This is a genomic window from Ectopseudomonas oleovorans (assembly GCF_003052605.1).
Classification (GTDB): Bacteria; Pseudomonadota; Gammaproteobacteria; order Pseudomonadales; family Pseudomonadaceae; genus Aquipseudomonas; species Aquipseudomonas oleovorans_A.
This window is the reverse complement of the sequence record NZ_QASO01000106.1, coordinates 1-16,416: the sequence shown is the minus strand read 5'-3', so window position 1 is coordinate 16,416 and position 16,416 is coordinate 1. Positions and strand designations below refer to the sequence as shown.

At 64.9% G+C, this 16,416-nt stretch carries 16 protein-coding genes and 2 pseudogenes; 5 read left to right on the top strand and 13 right to left on the bottom strand.

The features are described 5' to 3' along the window. Positions 1-23 precede the first annotated feature (23 nt). The 3 genes from DBO86_RS17520 to glnT all read right to left on the bottom strand — a co-directional run bounded on the left by DBO86_RS17520 (position 24) and on the right by glnT (position 3,045). Entirely contained in the window at positions 24-707 is a 684-nt protein-coding gene (locus DBO86_RS17520; protein WP_054903281.1) for a GltB/FmdC/FwdC-like GXGXG domain-containing protein, read from the bottom strand. A gap of 25 nt (positions 708-732) precedes the next feature. Beyond that, complete coding sequence (locus DBO86_RS17515; protein ID WP_108234365.1) at positions 733-1,635, bottom strand: class II glutamine amidotransferase; 903 nt, start codon at positions 1,633-1,635, stop codon at positions 733-735. A 75-nt stretch (positions 1,636-1,710) separates the two neighbouring features. Then, complete coding sequence (glnT, locus tag DBO86_RS17510) at positions 1,711-3,045, bottom strand: type III glutamate--ammonia ligase (protein ID WP_108234364.1); 1,335 nt, start codon at positions 3,043-3,045, stop codon at positions 1,711-1,713. Positions 3,046-3,289: 244 nt separating this feature from the next. On the opposite strand from glnT, the gene DBO86_RS17505 reads away from it, so the two are divergent. Beyond that, positions 3,290-3,889, top strand: coding sequence for a helix-turn-helix domain-containing protein (locus tag DBO86_RS17505; RefSeq protein WP_096825832.1), 600 nt, complete (start codon positions 3,290-3,292; stop codon positions 3,887-3,889). Between the two features lie 11 nt (positions 3,890-3,900). Here the strand turns inward: DBO86_RS17505 and DBO86_RS17500 are convergent. Next, a pseudogene (locus DBO86_RS17500) lies at positions 3,901-4,263 on the bottom strand (thioesterase family protein); the annotation flags it as partial. On the opposite strand from DBO86_RS17500, the pseudogene DBO86_RS17495 reads away from it, so the two are divergent. Further along, positions 4,262-4,438, top strand: a pseudogene (locus tag DBO86_RS17495) (GlxA family transcriptional regulator); the annotation flags it as partial. The pseudogenes DBO86_RS17500 and DBO86_RS17495 overlap by 2 nt on opposite strands. Before the next feature lie 8 nt (positions 4,439-4,446). Here DBO86_RS17495 and DBO86_RS17490 read toward each other — a convergent pair. Genes DBO86_RS17490 through DBO86_RS17460 form a run of 7 tightly spaced genes read right to left on the bottom strand, consistent with a single transcriptional unit; the run spans position 4,447 to position 10,261 of the window. After that, positions 4,447-5,712 (bottom strand): MSMEG_0569 family flavin-dependent oxidoreductase, encoded by a 1,266-nt coding sequence (locus tag DBO86_RS17490; protein WP_108234362.1) that lies wholly within the window; start codon positions 5,710-5,712, stop codon positions 4,447-4,449. Between the two features lie 40 nt (positions 5,713-5,752). Further along, positions 5,753-6,070: an MSMEG_0570 family nitrogen starvation response protein gene (locus DBO86_RS17485; protein ID WP_108234361.1), complete on the bottom strand. Its 318-nt coding sequence runs from the start codon at positions 6,068-6,070 to the stop codon at positions 5,753-5,755. A gap of 1 nt (position 6,071) precedes the next feature. Further along, positions 6,072-7,094, bottom strand: coding sequence for a sll0787 family AIR synthase-like protein (locus DBO86_RS17480; RefSeq protein ID WP_108234360.1), 1,023 nt, complete (start codon positions 7,092-7,094; stop codon positions 6,072-6,074). Further along, entirely contained in the window at positions 7,087-7,647 is a 561-nt protein-coding gene (locus tag DBO86_RS17475; RefSeq protein WP_108234359.1) for an MSMEG_0567/Sll0786 family nitrogen starvation N-acetyltransferase, read from the bottom strand. Before DBO86_RS17475 ends, DBO86_RS17480 begins: the two co-directional genes overlap by 8 nt. A gap of 12 nt (positions 7,648-7,659) precedes the next feature. Beyond that, positions 7,660-8,760 carry an MSMEG_0568 family radical SAM protein gene (locus DBO86_RS17470; protein WP_244185574.1) on the bottom strand — a complete coding sequence of 367 codons (1,101 nt, stop codon included), beginning with the start codon at positions 8,758-8,760 and terminating at the stop codon, positions 7,660-7,662. After that, a complete protein-coding gene (locus tag DBO86_RS17465; protein WP_108234358.1) occupies positions 8,747-9,727 on the bottom strand; it encodes a Nit6803 family nitrilase in 981 nt (326 codons plus the stop codon). Before DBO86_RS17465 ends, DBO86_RS17470 begins: the two co-directional genes overlap by 14 nt. A gap of 51 nt (positions 9,728-9,778) precedes the next feature. Then, positions 9,779-10,261, bottom strand: coding sequence for an MSMEG_0572/Sll0783 family nitrogen starvation response protein (locus DBO86_RS17460; RefSeq protein ID WP_003461629.1), 483 nt, complete (start codon positions 10,259-10,261; stop codon positions 9,779-9,781). A 221-nt stretch (positions 10,262-10,482) separates the two neighbouring features. Between DBO86_RS17460 and DBO86_RS17455 the strand changes: the two genes are divergently transcribed. After that, positions 10,483-12,426, top strand: a complete 1,944-nt coding sequence (locus DBO86_RS17455) for a sigma 54-interacting transcriptional regulator (protein WP_108234357.1) — start codon at positions 10,483-10,485, stop codon at positions 12,424-12,426. Between the two features lie 88 nt (positions 12,427-12,514). Here DBO86_RS17455 and DBO86_RS25905 read toward each other — a convergent pair whose 3' ends face one another. After that, complete coding sequence (locus tag DBO86_RS25905; protein ID WP_167399137.1) at positions 12,515-13,285, bottom strand: IclR family transcriptional regulator; 771 nt, start codon at positions 13,283-13,285, stop codon at positions 12,515-12,517. A gap of 127 nt (positions 13,286-13,412) precedes the next feature. Between DBO86_RS25905 and DBO86_RS17440 the strand changes: the two genes are divergently transcribed. Further along, entirely contained in the window at positions 13,413-14,705 is a 1,293-nt protein-coding gene (locus DBO86_RS17440; protein ID WP_108234356.1) for an NAD(P)/FAD-dependent oxidoreductase, read from the top strand. On the opposite strand, the gene DBO86_RS17435 is transcribed toward DBO86_RS17440, so the two are convergent. Further along, positions 14,690-15,577 carry an SDR family oxidoreductase gene (locus DBO86_RS17435; RefSeq protein WP_108234355.1) on the bottom strand — a complete coding sequence of 296 codons (888 nt, stop codon included), beginning with the start codon at positions 15,575-15,577 and terminating at the stop codon, positions 14,690-14,692. The two genes, DBO86_RS17440 and DBO86_RS17435, sit on opposite strands and share 16 nt — an antisense overlap. Before the next feature lie 81 nt (positions 15,578-15,658). Between DBO86_RS17435 and DBO86_RS17430 the strand changes: the two genes are divergently transcribed. Beyond that, on the top strand, positions 15,659-16,096 hold the full coding sequence (locus tag DBO86_RS17430; RefSeq protein ID WP_074917025.1) for a winged helix-turn-helix transcriptional regulator: 438 nt from the start codon (positions 15,659-15,661) through the stop codon (positions 16,094-16,096). Positions 16,097-16,416 lie beyond the last annotated feature (320 nt).

Here is a 16,416-nt window from a genome sequence, read left to right as displayed (position 1 = left end):
TCCTCTTCGGGCAGGGTGCGCGATCAGTACGCCGAAGCGTTGTCGACCTTGAAGTTGTACAGCTGACGAGCCGAGCCGTAGCGTTTGAAGCTGGCCGGGTCTTCGTCGAAGCCGGCGCGGTTGAGTAGTTCGGCAAGTTCTTCCAGATGCTCGGGACGCATGTGTTTCTCCATGCAGTCCGAGCCCAGCGACTTGACCGTGCCCTTGACGTAGATACGCGTCTCGTAGAGCGAATCGCCCAGTGCATCACCGGCATCGCCGCAGACGACGAGCCTGCCTGCCTGGCCCATGAAGCAACTCATGTGACCAATGTTGCCGCCGACGACGATGTCGACGCCCTTCATCGAGATACCGCAGCGCGCACCGGCGTCGCCCTCGATCACCAGCAGGCCGCCATGAGCGGTAGCACCGGCCGCCTGTGAGGCGCTGCCCTTGATGCGCACCATGCCGCTCATCATGTTCTCGGCCACGCCGACACCGACGTTGCCGTGGATGGTGACGCTGGCCTTCTGGTTCATGCCGGCGCAGTAGTAGCCGGCGTGGCCGTCGATCTCCACGCTCAGTGCTTCGTTCAGGCCCACGGCGAGGTTGTGCTTGCCGCCCGGGTTGCTCACCACCCATTCGCGCTCGGTGAGGGTCTTGGTCTGGTCATGCAGGGCCTGGTTCAGGTCGCGCACGGTGGCGCTGGAAAGGTCGATGGTTTTCATGGTTCGGTCTCCAAAAATCGCGAAATCAGGCGCTGCGTTCCCAGATATACATGGTCGCCGGCTCCGGCTCCCACACCTTGGCCTTGTCGATGCCCGGCAGGGTCGACAGGGCCTGGTATTCGGAGGCCATGGCCACGTAGTCATCGGTCTCGGCGAGGATCGCCGGCTTGCAGGCGATGGGGTCGCGGATCACCGCGAAGCCGTCGCGGGTGCCGATGGCGAAGGTGAAGAAGCCATCGAGGTCTTCCAGCGAATGGTCGAGCGCTTCCTTGAGCGAATCGCCCTGGCGCAGGCGCCAGGTCAGGTAGCCGGCGGCCACCTCGGTATCGTTCTCGGTCTCGAACTCGATACCGTGGCGGCGCAGCTCCTGGCGCAGACGGAAGTGGTTGGACAGCGAGCCGTTGTGCACCAGGCACAGATCCTGGCCGGTGGAGAACGGGTGGCTGCCTTCCATGGTCACCGCACTCTCGGTGGCCATGCGGGTGTGGCCGATGATGTGGCTGCCCTTCATCTTGGCCAGCGAGAAGCGCTCGGCGATTTCCTTCGGCAGGCCCATGCCCTTGAGAATCTCGATGCTCTGGCCGACGCTCATCACGCGCACGGTCGGTGCCAGTTCGGCGAGCACGGCGCGCACAGCCGCCTCGTCGGCATTGGTCTTGAGCACGGCGGCACTGGCGTTCTGGAACCAGTCCAGCGAGCAGCCCAGGCGTCCTTCCAGCTCGCCCATCAGGGCCTTGAAGTCATAGCCGGCGCTGGTGCTTTGCAGGGTCAGCTTGATCCAGCCGTCCTTCACCTCGTCACCGTAGATGGCAAAGCCGGCGCTGTCCGGGCCACGGTCGGTCATGGCCAGCAACATGGGTTCGAAGAGTGCGCCAAGCTGGTTCTCCAGCGCCGGGTTCTTCAGGTACAGACCTACGATTCCACACATAAAAAATCCTCATCACCTCCCTGGGGGAGGCTCGTTCAGTGGCGTTGGCGTGTGCCCGCGCGGGCGGGCGTTCGGCTAGAAGAATTCGGTGTAACGCTCGATCTCCCAGTCGGAGACGTGGCGGCTGTACTCGACCCACTCCATGCGCTTGAGCTTGAGGAATTCGTCGACGATCTCGGTGCCCAGCACCTCGCGGAACAGCGGGTCGGCCTCCAGCTCGTCGCAGGCTTCCTTAAGCGACTGCGGCAGGGTCTTGATGCCGCGTGCGGCGATCTCTTCCAGGCTGAGCTTGTAGAGGTTCTCGTTGCAGGCCTTGCCCGGATCGAGCTGGCGATCAATGCCGTCGAGGCCGGCGGCGATGATCGCGGCGGTGACCAGGTAGGGGTTGCAACCGGCGTCCGGCAGGCGGAACTCGATACGGCCGTAGGGAATGCGCAGCATCGCCGAACGGTTGTTGTCGCCATAGGCGATGAAGGCCGGCGCCCAGGTCGCGCCGGATAGCGAGCGGCCAACGACCAGGCGCTTGTAGGAGTTCACCGTCGGCGCGGCAAAGGCGCACAGCGCCGGGCCATGGGCCAGCAGGCCGCCGAGGAAGTGATAGGCCAGCTTGGACAGGCCCATGCCGCTGGGGTCGCTGGCGTCATGGAAGAGGTTCTTGCTGCTGGCGCTGCCGATCGACAGGTGGAAGTGCATGCCATTGCCGGCACGGCGCGGATCCGGTTTGGGCATGAACGAGCAGATCATGCCCAGATCATTGGCGATCTCACCGGCAGCCATGCGGAAGAAGGTGAAGCGATCCGCCGACTCCATGGCATCGCTGTAGGTGTAGTTGATCTCGAACTGGCCGCAGGCGTCCTCGTGGTCGATCTGGTAGATATCGAAGCCTACCGGCTGCAGCGCCTCGGTGAGCTTTTCCAGGAACACGCGCGAACGCGACAGGCCCTTGTAGTCGTAGCAGGGCTTCTCCAGCTTGTCGCTGGCATCCACCGGCACCAGTTTGCCCTGGGCGTCACGGCGGAACAGGCTGAATTCCGGCTCCAGGCCTGTGTTCAGCGTCCAGCCCCGATCCGTCAGGCGCTGCACCTGCTGCTGCAATACGTAGCGGGTGTCATAGGGGTGCGGCTCGCCATTGACATGACCGATGCACACCACGCGACCATAACCCGGCTGCCAGGGCACCGGCATCAGCGTGGAGAGATCGCCACGGGCCATGAAGTCCGGGCCGTGCGGCTCCATGCCCATGCCCCAGATGGCGAACCCGGCGAAGCCGGCGCCCTCCTCGGCCACGGCCTTGAGCCCCGAAACCGGCACCGACTTGGTCTTGGCCGCACCATGGATATCGACGAACTGGGCCAGCACGTACTTGATGCCGTGCTGGTCGATGATTTTCTGGGTTTCACTGGGCAACATGGTTAAGGCCTCCGGTGGCGTCGCCATTATTCCGCTGGGGAATTTTAATTTCCCCAAAAGAAATGCAAGCAGCTTGCCAACTGACCATGCCAGGAGGCGACCTCACGGGAACCCGCGTCTTTCTTCTATCTGCCGAAGAAAAATGCTTTCATACGAGGAAAGTCGCGAACGAAAAACGCACCGAAGCAAGGCAGTCCGCACATTCCTGGTGCGAATTTTTTATTCATAGAAGAAATAAGCCTGTATGACGACCACGCCGGAAACGCCTCCCCGCCTCAAGCTCGAGCAATACCTGGGCATGCAGATTCGCCGCCAGCGCCAGGCCCAGGAACTGAAGATCGCCGACGTGGCACGCATCGCCGGGATCAGCCAGGGCATGTTGAGCAAGATCGAGAACGCCCAGGTTTCCACCAGCCTCGACACCCTCAGCCGTCTTTGCGACGTGCTGGGCATGCCCATGTCCAAGCTGTTCAGCCAGTACGACCAGCAAGGCGGCGGTGCCCTGCTGGTGAAGGGCGGCGAAGGCCTGGAAGTGGTTCGTCGCGGCACCGACAAGGGTCACACCTATCACCTGCTCAACCACACCCGTGGGCCGAAGAAGAGCTTCGAGGCCTACATGGTGAGCATGGACGACGCCAGCGAGGAGTTCCCCACCTTCGCCCATCCCGGCACCGAGTTCCTGCACCTGCTGGAGGGTGAACTGGTCTACCGCCACGGCAACCAGCTCTACCCGATGCAGGCCGGCGACAGCCTGACCTTCGACGGCGAAGTGCCCCACGGCCCGGAGAAACTGGTGAAGGTGCCAATCCGCCTGCTGTCGATCATGAACTACGGCGCGGATTGATCGCCAAGCGCTTAGGGTCGCTCCATATCCCGCAGTTGCAGGCTCAGGCCGTCGCAGCTGGCCGACCACTGCCGCAGCCAGTCGGGCAATGCTGGTGACTGCTCGTCCAGGCCCAGCTCACGGGCGAATTCGGCGGGCACCACCTTGCCCGTCGGCCCACGGAACAGCCCGCGCATGGCCACCACGGCGATGATCCGCTGATCCTTGACGAAACGGTGCTCGACGAAGCTCCACTTGTCGTCCCAACCCAGCATGCGCGTGTGGATCTCGAAGCGTTCGAACAGCTTCAGCTCACGGCGGAACTTGCCGCACGCATCTCCGACGATGGGCAGCGCACGGTGGCGCAGGGCCACGCAAAAGGCGCCGCTGCAAAGCGGCTACCTGCTGACCGACAACGTGCGCAGCGAGCGGTCCGTCGATATCAGTTGGTCGATGCACCGTGGCATCGACGAGCTGGCTGCGCGTTTCGGCTTCGGCGTGCGCAATTTCAAGCACCGCTTCAAGGACGCCACCGGCCACACGCCGCTGGCCTATCTGCAGGCCTTGCGCCAGGGGCCCTAGCCGGCAATCGCCTTGCGTTGTTGGGCGATACGCTTGACCAGGTATTCGGCGTCGCGGGCGATGCCCGAAAATCGCCCCGAGCCCCAGGTATGCAGCCAGGGCAGACCGAGGAAATACAGCCCGGAAGCCGCGGTGACACCACGGTTATGTACCGGATGACCACTGCCATTGAATACCCCGGCATCGACCCAGGAAAAATCCGGGCTGAAGCCGATGCACCAGATGACGCTGGTGATGCCGGCCTGCCGCAAATGCAGCTCGGTCGGTACTTGCCGAGGTTGCCAGACCGGCTGATAGACCCCACCGGGCGGCGCATCGATGCCCTTCTCGGCGATGTAGGCATCGATGCTGGCGTTGATCCGGTTGTAGACCGCATCGGCGGCATCCAGCCTGGCTTGCAGATCGTCGCTGAAGGTCAGGGTCTCGCCATCGAGGCCCTGCAACAGGCCGAACAACTGCATACCCTCCAGGGCGAACCTGCGCAGGTCGATGTCACGCCCACCATCGCGGCCGGTCACGTAGTGGTTGGTATTGTCGCGCACGCCCTCGCGCAGCGGATGCTGGTCGACCCCGATGTCGTAGTAGCCCATCTCGGCCAGCCAGTCGACAACGTCGCGGCCACGGTGAAAACGCGCGCAGCGCGGGGCATCACCGACGGCCAGGTAGACCTTGCGCCCGGCCAGATGCAGATCCTCGGCGATCTGCGCACCGGATTGCCCCGAGCCCACCACCAGCACGCCGCCTTCGGGCAGCGCCTGCGGGTTGCGGTACTGCTCGGAATGCAATTGGACGATATCCGCCGGCAAACGCTCGGCCAGGCGCGGGATGATCGGCGTGTGATAACCGCCAGAGGCGACGATGACCTGATCGGCGCTGAACTCGCCAGCGCTGGTCTGCACCAGATAACCGCCCTGCGGTCGCGTGCTGACGCGCTGTACCGCGACGCCCTCACGGGCGGGGGCGTTGACACTGCGGATGAAGCCGTCGAGGTAGTCGATGATTTCCTCGCGCTGCATGAACCCGTGCGGGTCGTCCCCGGCATAGGGGTAGCCTGGCAGGGCGCACTGCCAGTTCGGCGTCACCAGGCAGAAGGCATCCCAGCGCTGGGTGCGCCAGCTATGGGTGAGGCTGTGCTTTTCCAGCAGCAGATGGTCGATGCCTTGCTGCTGCAGGTAGTAGCTGGCGGACAGACCGGCCTGCCCGCCGCCGACGATGATGACCTGATGATGGGGAACCTGTACGGATTTGAGATGACTGGGCATTGGGCGCTCCACGGGTGACTGGTGCTGATGAAAGGGGCAGCTAGAACGAGCTCCAGCCGCTGTTGACTTGCCCGGCATGGGCCGTTTGCATGTCGAGAATCTGTACCTGTCCACCGTCGAAGCGACGCGCGTGGTATCGCAGGGCGCTGAGGGTGTCCATGGCCGAACTGCAGTAGAAGCCTTTGACATCCTTGACCCGCTCGGAAGCCGCGTTGAGGGCGTTTTCGGCACGCAGGATGAAATCCTCGAGCGCGTAGCTGCAGCCGGCGCAGAGGTGCTCGTAGATGATGGTGGACGGTGAATAACCGGACATTTCCTGGCCATCGGGCCAGCGCAGTTTGAAGTTGACGGCAGGCATCTCAGCAGTCCTCGCTCGCGGGGGGTGATTGGGTGAAACCGGTGAACGGCCGCTGCCAGAGGTTCCAGAACTCCATGGTCTCGGCGCCCAGCCCGACCTGCAGACTGGCGCTGTCGTCGATATGGCCGATGCGGGCACAGGTCAGCCCCTCCAGGGCGAAGGCGGTGCGCACGTCGGCCCAGGCGCTTTCCTCCAGGGTCAGCAGGAAGCCGTAGCTGGGAAACGCCTGCAGCCAGCGCAGCAGGTCGCCGTCGTCAGGGCTCGGCAATGCATCCAGCATCAGCCTTGCGCCACATCCGGTCGGCTCCAGCAGCATCAGCAGGGTGCCCAGCAGGCCGGCGTTGCTGATGTCCTTGGCGGCCGCCAGCAAGCCACCTTCGGCCAGGCGTGGCAGCACATCGAGCTGGCTGCGCAGGCGCTCGCCGGAGCGTTGCTCGAAAGCCTTCCAGTACGGCACGCCGGGGTGCCAGCGACCATCCAGATCGACCGCCATCGCCAGTACCTGGCCGGGCGCGACATGCAGGGTGGAGAGCAGACGGTGGGCGATGCCGGTAATGGCCACCGCCAAGCCGGCATGGGCATCGGCGCCCTGGTGGGTATGCCCGCCGGCCAGCAGCAGGCCATAGGCCTGGCAGGCCTCGCGGATCCCCCGCAGCAGTTCGTCGGCCTTGCCCTGGTCGTGGTGCCAGTAGGCATTGACCACGGCTGTGGGGCGCCCGCCCATGGCAGCAATATCGCTGACGTTGGCCATCACCGCCGACCAGCCGGCGAACCAGGGGCTGGATTCGACGAAGGCCGGCAGCATGCCCTCGATGGCCAGCAACTGGTAATGCTCGCCGCAGCGAATGGCCGCCGTGTCGTCGCCGGGCAGCGCATAGCGGGCATCGCCCTGAGGCGGCGAGCCGGAAAAACCCTGGGCCGGTCGCTGAATGGCCTGCTTGGCGCGCATGGCCGGGGTGTCGTGCAGTGCCGCGAGCAGTTCGCCCAGGCCTGTGGCTGGGGTCTTGCGCAGTGCCTCAGGCATGACGCCGCTCCTTGAGGGGCAGCAACGACACCTCGCGTGGCATGAAGGGGTAATGCTGCAGGTGCGCCTGCATCAGCACATGCTCGCGCTCGAGCAGTTGCAATGGCCGCAGGCTGTGCCAGTGCAGGCCTTGGAACCAGGCCTCGTTGTGCGCCTGCACGGTGGCCAGAAAGGTATGGCAGCCCAGTTCGATGGCCCGTGACACGGCCTCGTTGACCAGCGCCTTGCCGATCATGCCGTGGCGGCGATAGTCGCGCTCCACGCACAGGCGCCCGCCATACCACAGCCCAGGCGCCTGCTCGTAGATGCGTACCGCACCGACCACCCGGTCGGCCAAGCCACAGTTGTAGGCGATGGCGACGATCGGCAGCGCGGTGAAATCGTGCGCATCACGGTCCTGGGCGAACAGCCCCTGCTCGTCGGCGAAGACGGTGCGGCGCAAGCGGTAGTAGGCTTCGCGCTCCCAGCGCTCGGTGGCGGGCTTGACCAGCAGGTCGCCGGTGAGGAAGTCGCCGAAGGTGTCGTCATTCAGGGCGAAGGCATGCTCGGCCATGTTCGTGTCCTCTCACTCGTGGCGTTTCAGGGCCGAGCAGGCGCCACACTTGGCGCAGCCAGCCTTGATCTGTGCGGAATGCAGCCCATGGCGCCGCAGGCTGGCACCGATGCGCGGGTAGAGGCGCTGCATGAAGGCGCTGTCGGGCTTGGGGTGCTGCGCCAGCGGCGTGCCGTCGATGGGCACGAAAGGCACCACGAAGGGGTAGACGCCCATTGCCGCCAGGCGCTCGGCCATGGCCACGATGGCCTCTTCGCTGTCGCCCAGGCCGGCCAGGATGTAGGTGCTGACCTGACCACGCCCGAAGACCTCGACGGCCGCCTCGAAGGCCGAGAAATAACGCGCCAGCGGCACCTGCGCCTTGCCTGGCATGATCCGCCGGCGCACCTCGTCGGTGACCGCTTCCAGGTGCATGCCCAGCGAGACCACGCCGCTGTCGTGCAGGCGGCGAAACCAGGCATCCTCGTCCGGCGGTTCGCACTGCGCCTGGATCGGTAGAGCCACCGCCGCGGTGACGGCAGCGGCCGACTCGCAAAGGATGGCCGCGCCTCGGTCGGAGGTCTGCGGCGTGCCAGTGGTCATCACCATGTGCTTGACGCCATCGAGTTCCACCGCCGCCTTGGCTACCTCGGCGAGCTGGGCCGGGCGCTTGCGCGCGATGGTCTTGCCACTGGCCAGGGACTGGCCGATGGCGCAGAACTGGCAGGCACTGGCGGCATCGTTCATGCGGATGCAGTGCTGCAGCAGGGTGGTGGCCAGCACGTCATGGCTGTGCAGGGTGGCGATCTTCCAGTAGGGAATGCCATCGGCGGTGCTGCGTGCGTAGAAATTCGGCACCCCAGGCACCTGCACCTGGCCCACCTGTTGGCCGTCGCGGTAGATCAGCGCCAGCTCGCCCGCCCCCTGCGGGCGCACCTCGTAGGGCGATACCAGCGAGGCCTGGTTGAGCATCGGCACCATGGCGGTATGCCCGTCCAGCGACAGCGCCTTGTGATCGGACGGCCCGGCACCGCCCTTGCGCGACAGACCGTGGCCGTCGTCCTGCCAACGCGCGCCATGGCACTGCAGTTCGCTGAGCAGATCCAGCGCGGCAATGCGTTCAGAGGCTGACATGCTCGACCTCCTCGGCGTCGTGACGCCCCGGCAGCGCCGTGACACGCTCATGCAGGTGGGCAGTCGGGGTGCGGTCGATCAGCAGGCTGAGCAGTTCCGGACGGCTGTAGTGGCCCACCGAATCCATCATGCGTTTGCGCTTGTCGATCAGCGTCAGATCGAGATCGGCGATCACCTCGCCCTCACCGCTGCGCAGCGGCTCGCCCAGCAGCCTGCCCTCGGGGCTGACGATGGCGGTGAAGCAACCGCCGGAAATCGGCCCCAGCGCACAGCCGGTGTCGGCCATGATGCGCTGCTGCTGTTGCGGCTCCAGCCAGGCGGTGGCGTTGACCACGAAGCAGCCGGACTCCAGCGCATGGTGGCGGATGCTGACCTCGATCTGCTCGGCGAAGATTTCCCCCACCAGCGAACCGGGAAACATCGCCGCATGGATCTGCTCGCCGTCGGCCATCAGCGCATAACGCGCCAACGGGTTGTAGTGCTCCCAGCAGGCCAGCGAGCCGATGCGCCCGACCTGGCTGGCCACGGCACGCAGACCGGAGCCGTCGCCCTGCCCCCAGACCATGCGCTCATGGTAGGTGGGGGTGATCTTGCGCCGATGCTGGAGCAGGCTGCCGTCGGCATCGAACAACAGTTGGGCGTTGTAGATCGTGCCACCGTCACGCTCGTTGATGCCCAGCGACACCACCATGCGCGCCTCGCGGCAGGCCTCGCTGATGGCCGCAGTGGCGGCAGAAGGCACCTGCACCGACTCCTCGAGCAGGCGCAAATGCTCCTTGCCCATCATGAAAGGTGGCTGCACGAAGGAAAAATAGGGGTAATAAGGCACCACGGTTTCCGGGAAGACGGCGAACTGCACGCCCTCGCGGCCCAGGCGCAGGATGGTCTGGACGATCTTCTCGACGGTGCCCTCGCGGCTGTAAAGCACGGGCGAGAGCTGCACGGCAGCGGCGCGGACGATGGCCATGGCGGACTCCTTGTACGAAGGTGGCCCCTCCCGCAGGAGGGGCGGGATGGATCAGGCAGTCCAGGTATCGATGATCAGTGCGCCTTCGCGGCGCATCAGCAGGCGCAGATCCATCACGTCCAGCGGGTTGATGGCGCGAATGCCTTCGATCAGCGCTTTCTCGGTCTGCCCGTACAGGGCCTGCAGGGCGAACCGGCAGGCATAGACCTCTCCGCCCTCCTCGATGAACGCCTTGATCTGGTTGTTGACGGCCAGGTGGCCGGGGAAGGCTTCATTGCCCAGGGTGGGGAAACCGCGCTGCACACCAAGCTGCACGCCCGGCCCGTAGAGCAGTACCTTGGTCTCGAAGCCTTTGCGCAGCAGGCGTTTGGCCTGCAGCATGTTGACCAGGCCGATGGAGCCCTCGAAAGCGATGGTGTGAAAGGTGATGAGGGCTTTCTCGCCCGGTTCCGCCTTGACGTCCTCGAAAACCTTCTCTTCGTAGTTGACCAGGAAGTCGCCGTCCTTGTAGTGGGCGATATCGACGCTCGGCATGGGTGCTCTCCTCTTCTGCTTGTAGCCACGGTGGAAGTCACCGTGCGTGAACGAGCTAGAGCGAAGGCTGTGCCAATTTTTGCAGTTCGTTTTTTTATCCTTTCAAATCAAACCGTTAATCATCTGATTCGGTTTTTCATGAGCCATCTGCACCTATGCACCGGCTACGAAGTCTCGTATAAAAACGAAAGTTCGTAGGGGCGATTACGAGGTTTCGTAGCATGAGCACGAGCGAACCGGACTATCTCGCCGGCTGGGCTGACATGACCTATGCCTCCCGACACATGGTGTTCGAGCACTGCAGCGAGGCCATCGTGCAGTTCGATCCGGTGGCCAACCGCTTCGTCGACATGAACATCGCCGCCGGCAAGCTGTTCGGTTATGCCCGACACGAATTGCTGGACATGACGGTCACCCGCCTGCTCGGGCATCAGTTGCCCGAATTGATCGTGTTCACCCAGGCACTCCTGGAAACCGGTAAGGGCTGGAGCGACGAACTCAGTTGCACGCGCAAGGATGGCGAACGTGTGATGCTGGAAATCTCCGCCACCACGCTACGCCTCAAGGGCGTGCTCTACCTGATCCTGGTACTGCGCGAACGCAGCGAGCAACGCTACCTGCTCGACCAGGCGCAAACCGAACGCACCATGCGCGGCGGCCTGCTGGAATGGCGCAACATCCTCAACCTGTTCCAGGAAACCGAACGCGACAACCACCTGCTACTCAGCGCGGTCGGCGATGGCATCTACAGCATCGACAGCGAGGGCCTGGCCACCTACGTCAACCCCGCCGCAGCGCGCATGCTCGGCTGGGAACAGGACGAGATGATCGGCAAGAACATCCACCGCATCCACCACCACAGTCACGCCGATGGCAGCCACTACCCGGTGGAGGATTGCCCGATCTACAAGGCCGTGCACGACGGTCTGGTACATGAAGGTCGCCAGGAGGTGTTCTGGCGCCGTGACGGCAGCATGTTCCCGGTGGAATTCACCAGCACACCGGTGATCTCCGACGGCCGCATCGTCGGCTCGGTGGTGGTGTTTCGCGATATCACCGAACGCATGAGCACCCAGCAGCGCTTGCACGATGCGCTGGAGGAGCTCAAGGAACTCAAGCAGCGCCTGGAACAGCAGAACGAATACCTGCAGGAAGAAATCCGTATCGAGCACAGCTACCGCGAGATCGTCGGGCAGAGCGAACCCATCCTGAAGATCGTGCGGCAGATCGACGTGGTCGGCCCCACCGACGCCAGCGTGCTGATCCATGGCGAATCCGGCACCGGCAAGGAGCTGATCGCCCGCGCCATCCATCAGGCCAGCCGCCGCGCCGCGCACCCGCTGATCCGGGTCAACTGCGCGGCCATTCCCGCCGACCTGTTCGAGAGCGAGTTCTTCGGCCATGTGCGCGGCGCCTTCACCGGCGCACTACGCGACCGGGTCGGGCGTTTCGAACTGGCCCATGGCGGCACGCTGTTTCTCGACGAGGTCGGTGAAATCCCCCTGGAGCTGCAGAGCAAACTGCTGCGCGTACTGCAGGAAGGGCAGTTCGAGCGGGTTGGCGAGGAACGCACGCGGCGCGTCGACGTACGCATCATCGCCGCCACCAACCGCGACCTACGCACCGAGGTGCAAGCCAAACGTTTTCGTGAGGATCTGTATTTTCGCCTCAATGTCTTCCCGCTGCAGTCGCCGGCCTTGCGCGAGCGCCGCGAGGACATCCCCTTGCTGGCCAGCCATTTCATCGAACAGGTCGGCCAGCGTCTGAACCTCCCGGGGCGCCGTCTGAGTAACGGCGACATCGCACGCCTGCAGGGCTACCACTGGCCAGGCAACATCCGCGAACTGCAGAACGTCATCGAACGGGCGCTGATCACCTCCAACGGCCCGCTGCTGCGCATCGACCTGCCTTCGCCGGGCCTGGCAGAAGAGGCCCCCAGTCTGGAGAGCAGGACGGAGAAGCCCGAGGGGATTCTGACCGAGCAACAGCTCCGCCAACTGCAGATCGATAACCTGCATGCCGCGCTCGAGGCCGCTGGCGGCCGTTTGTTCGGCCCGGGCGGAGCGGCCGAGCTTTTGGGTATCAAACCCACCACCCTGGCTTCCAGGCTGAAGAAACTCGGCCTCCCAGCCAGTCCGAAGGCCGGGCCGCGGCAGCGCGGGTGAACATCAGGCTGCCCTCGATGGCTTGGCTGCCACCAAGGAAGTCTTCGCCCAGGCCGAAGCAGCGCAGTAGCCTCAGCCGGGCCCCGGCTCAGCTTCTGACATCGCCGGACATGGCGCTTACCAGGTGCTGCGCCTCCTCCTTCATGGTCTGCGCCAGTGCCTGGCGCCGGGCATCGGTCATGCGCGGCCTGGCCAACGCGCAACTGAGAGCGCCCAATGGCTGGCCATCGCCATCGAGGATGGGCACTGCCAGGCCGGTGTAGCCCGGCAGGCGCGTGTCCACCAGGCCGCTGGCGTAGCCCAGGCGCCTGACACTGGGCAGGCTGGCGGCGATACGCTGCACCTCCAGACCATAATCCAGGCGTAGAGTCGCGGCGTTGTGGGCGAGGATCTCGTTGCGCTCGCTACGCCCAAGCCAGGCCAGCAGCACCTGCGAGGCCTGGCCAACGCCCATGGGAATACGTCCGCCCACCGTGCCGCTGTAGCTCTGCACCGGCAGCTGACCGGCCAGCATGTCCAGGCACAGCACCTGATGACCGTCCGCCACCAGTAAAAAGAAGGTATCGCCGAAACGCTGCGCCAGGCGCAGCAGCACCGGCCGTGCCCGTTCACGCAAGGCACTGGCATTGCCGGCCTGGGCACCGAGGGCGAACAGCTCATAGCCAAGCACGTAGCGCCCGCGCTGCGGCGCGCCACGCACGAAGCCCTGGCGGCGCAGGTACTGCAGCAGACGGTAAGTGGTGGCCTGCGAACAGCCAAGCGCCGCGCGCAGGTCATCCAGACTGGCGCCCTGCTGGCCGGTCGCAGCGATCACACGCAACAGCAGAAATGCCCGCTCCAGGCTCTGAGTGCCACTCATGGCATTTCTCACATACTGATAAAGGAAGGCCGGCGAGCACGATGCAAATTGCACGCCCCATCGGCCTGGGCATGCTCGCTGAACCTTCCTTCGGTGCGCACAGCGCACCCTACACCGGAGAGTGTGCATGTATCCGCAGATCGAACAGGTGGTCAGTGACAAGCTGCCGGAAAGCACCGAAGTGGCCATCATCGGTGGCGGCATCATCGGCGTCAGCACCGCCTACTGGCTGGCCCGCCGGGGCATTCCCGTGACGCTGCTGGAGAAGGGCCTGATCGGGGCCGAGCAGTCTTCGCGCAACTGGGGCTGGTGCCGCAGCATGGGTCGTGACCTGGCCGAAATTCCCCTGGCCATGGCCAGCCTGAAGCTTTGGGATAGCTGGCAGGCTCAGCTCGGTGAAGATCTGGGCTTTCGCCGTAGCGGCGTGCTCTATGCCTGCGAAACCTCACAGCAGTTGCAGCAGCAGGCGGACTGGCTGCAGGCAGCCAGCGCCCATGGCGTACACGCACGCCTGCTGGAGGGTACCGAGCTGCTGCGGGTGATGCCGGAAGGCGCCGCCGCCGGCTGGAGCGGCGCCTTGCATACCCCCAGCGATGGCCGCGCCGAACCGCACCGCGCCAGTGCAGTGATCGCCCGCGCCGCGCAACGCATGGGCGCCCGCATCGTCACCGGCTGCGCGGTACGGGGCGTGGACATCGCCGCGGGCCGAATCGCCGGGCTGTACAGCGAACGCGGCCGGCTGCGCTGCAACGGCGTGGTGCTGGCCGGCGGCGCCTGGTCGACGCTGTTCTGCGCCAACCTCGGCCTGCGCCTGCCGCAACTGAAGGTGGTGGCCTCGGTACTGCGCACTGCGGCGATGGCCGGCGGCCCGGAACTGGCCGTGGGCGCCGGCCGCTATGCCTTTCGCAAGCGCGCCGACGGCGGCTATACGATTGCCCAACGCAACGGCAACCTGGCCCCGATCACACCGGACAGCTTCCGCTACCTGGGTGATTTCCTGCCGGCACTGAGCAGGCAGTTCCGCGAAGTACGCCTGCGCCTGGATGGCCGTTTCATCGAGGAGCTACGCCAGCCCAGGCACTGGGCCATGGACAGCGAGAGCCCCTTCGAGCGCTGCCGGGTGCTCGATCCAAAGCCCTCTCCGGCCATCCTGGCCGAGGCACGCGAAGCCCTGGCGGCGGCCTTCCCCTTCTTCCGGCAGATTCGCGTGGAGCAAAGCTGGGCCGGGGTGATGGACGTCACCCCGGACGCCATCCCGGTGATCGGCCCGGTGCAGAAGTTGCCGGGGCTGTTTCTCTCCACCGGCTATTCCGGCCACGGTTTCGGCATCGCCCCAGGCGCCGGGCACCTGCTGGCCAACCTGATCGACGGCAGCACGCCGCTGGTCGATCCCCGGCCCTTCGCCTACGAACGGCTCTGAGCCGCCAGGGCAGCTGCAACGCTTTCACTCAGCGGCGTGGTCGGGCGACCGATAAGCTGGCTCAGCGTCTTGCTCGGCTCGAACAGCGAACCCTTGGCTGCCTTGGCATCGCTTTCGGCGAGCAGTTCGGCGAAACCTTCGGGCAGGCCGACGCTGATCAAGGCAGCCTTGTAGTCGGCCTCGGGCATATTCTGATAGCGCACAGGCCGATTGCTGCGGCGGGTGATCTCGGCGGCGAAATCCGCCAGGGTGCAGGCCTGGTCACCGGACAGTTCGTAGACCTTGCCGGCGTGCCGTGTCACATCCTCGGCCAGTACCACGGCAGCCGCTTCGGCGTAATCCTGGCGCGCGGCCAGTGACAGCCGGCCATCGCCGGCAGCCCCCAGCACCACGCCATGCTCCAGCGCCGCCGCCACGCCCTGGGTGTAGTTCTCGCTGTACCAGCCATTGCGCAATAGGACGAACGGCAAACCCGAAGCGCGGACCAGCGTCTCGGTTTCACGATGCTCGACCGCCAGCGCCATCGGGCTGCTGTCGGCATGCAGCAGGCTGGTGTAGGCGATCAGCTTGACCTCGGCCGCCACGGCGGCGTCGATCACGTTGCGATGCTGAGCCGTACGCTGACCGACCTCGCTGGAGGAGATCAGCAGCAGCTTGTCGATGCCCACCAGCGCGCTGGCCAGTGCCAGCGGATCTGCGTAGTCCGCCACTCGCAATTCGACGCCCTGCTCAGCCAAATCACGCGCCTTGGCGGCATCACGCACCATGCCGACGAGTTTTGCCGCCGGTGCCCGGCGCCGCAGGGCGGCTATCACCAGGCGCCCCAATTGACCGGATGCGCCGGTGACCAGAATGGTTTCTGCCGTTGTCATCGTATTCACCTCATGGACTAGAATTACAACCTGGTTCCATTCTGAGACCGACTCAATGAATGCGGAAGGAGGCAGCTTTTCGTGACCAGGTTACCCAGCGATAACCCCGCCACTGCGCGGGCCAGACTGGCCGCCAGCTTCCAGGCCTGGAGTGCGATGCCACTCGACGCCGAGCGCTGCCCAGTACGCGACGTGCTCGACCACATGGGCAGTAAATGGACGACACTGATTCTCCTTGCCCTCACCCAGCAAGCACTGCGCTTCAGCGAGGTGCACCGCGCCGTACCGGATATCTCCAAACGCATGCTGACCCAGAGCCTGCGCGAACTGGAACGCGACGGTCTGATCGAACGGACGGTCTACCCCACCAAACCGCCCAGCGTGGAATACCGCCTGAGTGTATTGGGCGAGTCGCTGCTGGTGCCGCTGGCAGGGCTGATTGCCTGGGCCGAGGACAGCCACGGCGCCATCGGCAACGCCCGTGCCCGCTACGACGCCACACAGGCGCAAACGGCCTGAGCTGCCCGGCTCACTCGTATCGTTGAAACCTTCGCGGCACTGGCCCTGCCCAGCCCTCCCGGATTGCATCCGTATATGGACTCCTCCCGTTTTGCCAGTGAAATAATCTGCCTCTGAACCTAGGTACGACTGCTTCCGTATATTCGACTTCTGATAAGGCGTTAGCCTTGAGCCATGATGAATTTCGCTCCTGTGCGCCTAACCGGGCTAGCGGCCTTGCAAAGCAGAGGGCCGATGGATGCAGCAGGTTACACACAGGTCGGTGCGACCGGTTCGTCATCAGTTCATGTCACTGTGCAATCGAGTGGATCTCTACTACG

What these genes read in the sequence shown, in the direction of transcription:
- DBO86_RS17460 (WP_003461629.1), bottom strand. Translation starts at nt 10,261, where the DNA reads ATGCCGAGCGTCGATATCGCCCACTACAAGGACGGCGACTTCCTGGTC.
- DBO86_RS17440 (WP_108234356.1), top strand. Translation starts at nt 13,413, where the DNA reads ATGTATCCGCAGATCGAACAGGTGGTCAGTGACAAGCTGCCGGAAAGC.
- DBO86_RS17455 (WP_108234357.1), top strand. Translation starts at nt 10,483, where the DNA reads ATGAGCACGAGCGAACCGGACTATCTCGCCGGCTGGGCTGACATGACC.
- DBO86_RS25905 (WP_167399137.1), bottom strand. Translation starts at nt 13,285, where the DNA reads ATGAGTGGCACTCAGAGCCTGGAGCGGGCATTTCTGCTGTTGCGTGTG.
- DBO86_RS17520 (WP_054903281.1), bottom strand. Translation starts at nt 707, where the DNA reads ATGAAAACCATCGACCTTTCCAGCGCCACCGTGCGCGACCTGAACCAG.
- DBO86_RS17435 (WP_108234355.1), bottom strand. Translation starts at nt 15,577, where the DNA reads ATGACAACGGCAGAAACCATTCTGGTCACCGGCGCATCCGGTCAATTG.
- DBO86_RS17515 (WP_108234365.1), bottom strand. Translation starts at nt 1,635, where the DNA reads ATGTGTGGAATCGTAGGTCTGTACCTGAAGAACCCGGCGCTGGAGAAC.
- DBO86_RS17485 (WP_108234361.1), bottom strand. Translation starts at nt 6,070, where the DNA reads ATGCCTGCCGTCAACTTCAAACTGCGCTGGCCCGATGGCCAGGAAATG.
- glnT (WP_108234364.1), bottom strand. Translation starts at nt 3,045, where the DNA reads ATGTTGCCCAGTGAAACCCAGAAAATCATCGACCAGCACGGCATCAAG.
- DBO86_RS17475 (WP_108234359.1), bottom strand. Translation starts at nt 7,647, where the DNA reads ATGGCCGAGCATGCCTTCGCCCTGAATGACGACACCTTCGGCGACTTC.
- DBO86_RS17480 (WP_108234360.1), bottom strand. Translation starts at nt 7,094, where the DNA reads ATGCCTGAGGCACTGCGCAAGACCCCAGCCACAGGCCTGGGCGAACTG.
- DBO86_RS17505 (WP_096825832.1), top strand. Translation starts at nt 3,290, where the DNA reads ATGACGACCACGCCGGAAACGCCTCCCCGCCTCAAGCTCGAGCAATAC.
- DBO86_RS17465 (WP_108234358.1), bottom strand. Translation starts at nt 9,727, where the DNA reads ATGGCCATCGTCCGCGCCGCTGCCGTGCAGCTCTCGCCCGTGCTTTAC.
- DBO86_RS17490 (WP_108234362.1), bottom strand. Translation starts at nt 5,712, where the DNA reads ATGCCCAGTCATCTCAAATCCGTACAGGTTCCCCATCATCAGGTCATC.
- DBO86_RS17470 (WP_244185574.1), bottom strand. Translation starts at nt 8,760, where the DNA reads ATGTCAGCCTCTGAACGCATTGCCGCGCTGGATCTGCTCAGCGAACTG.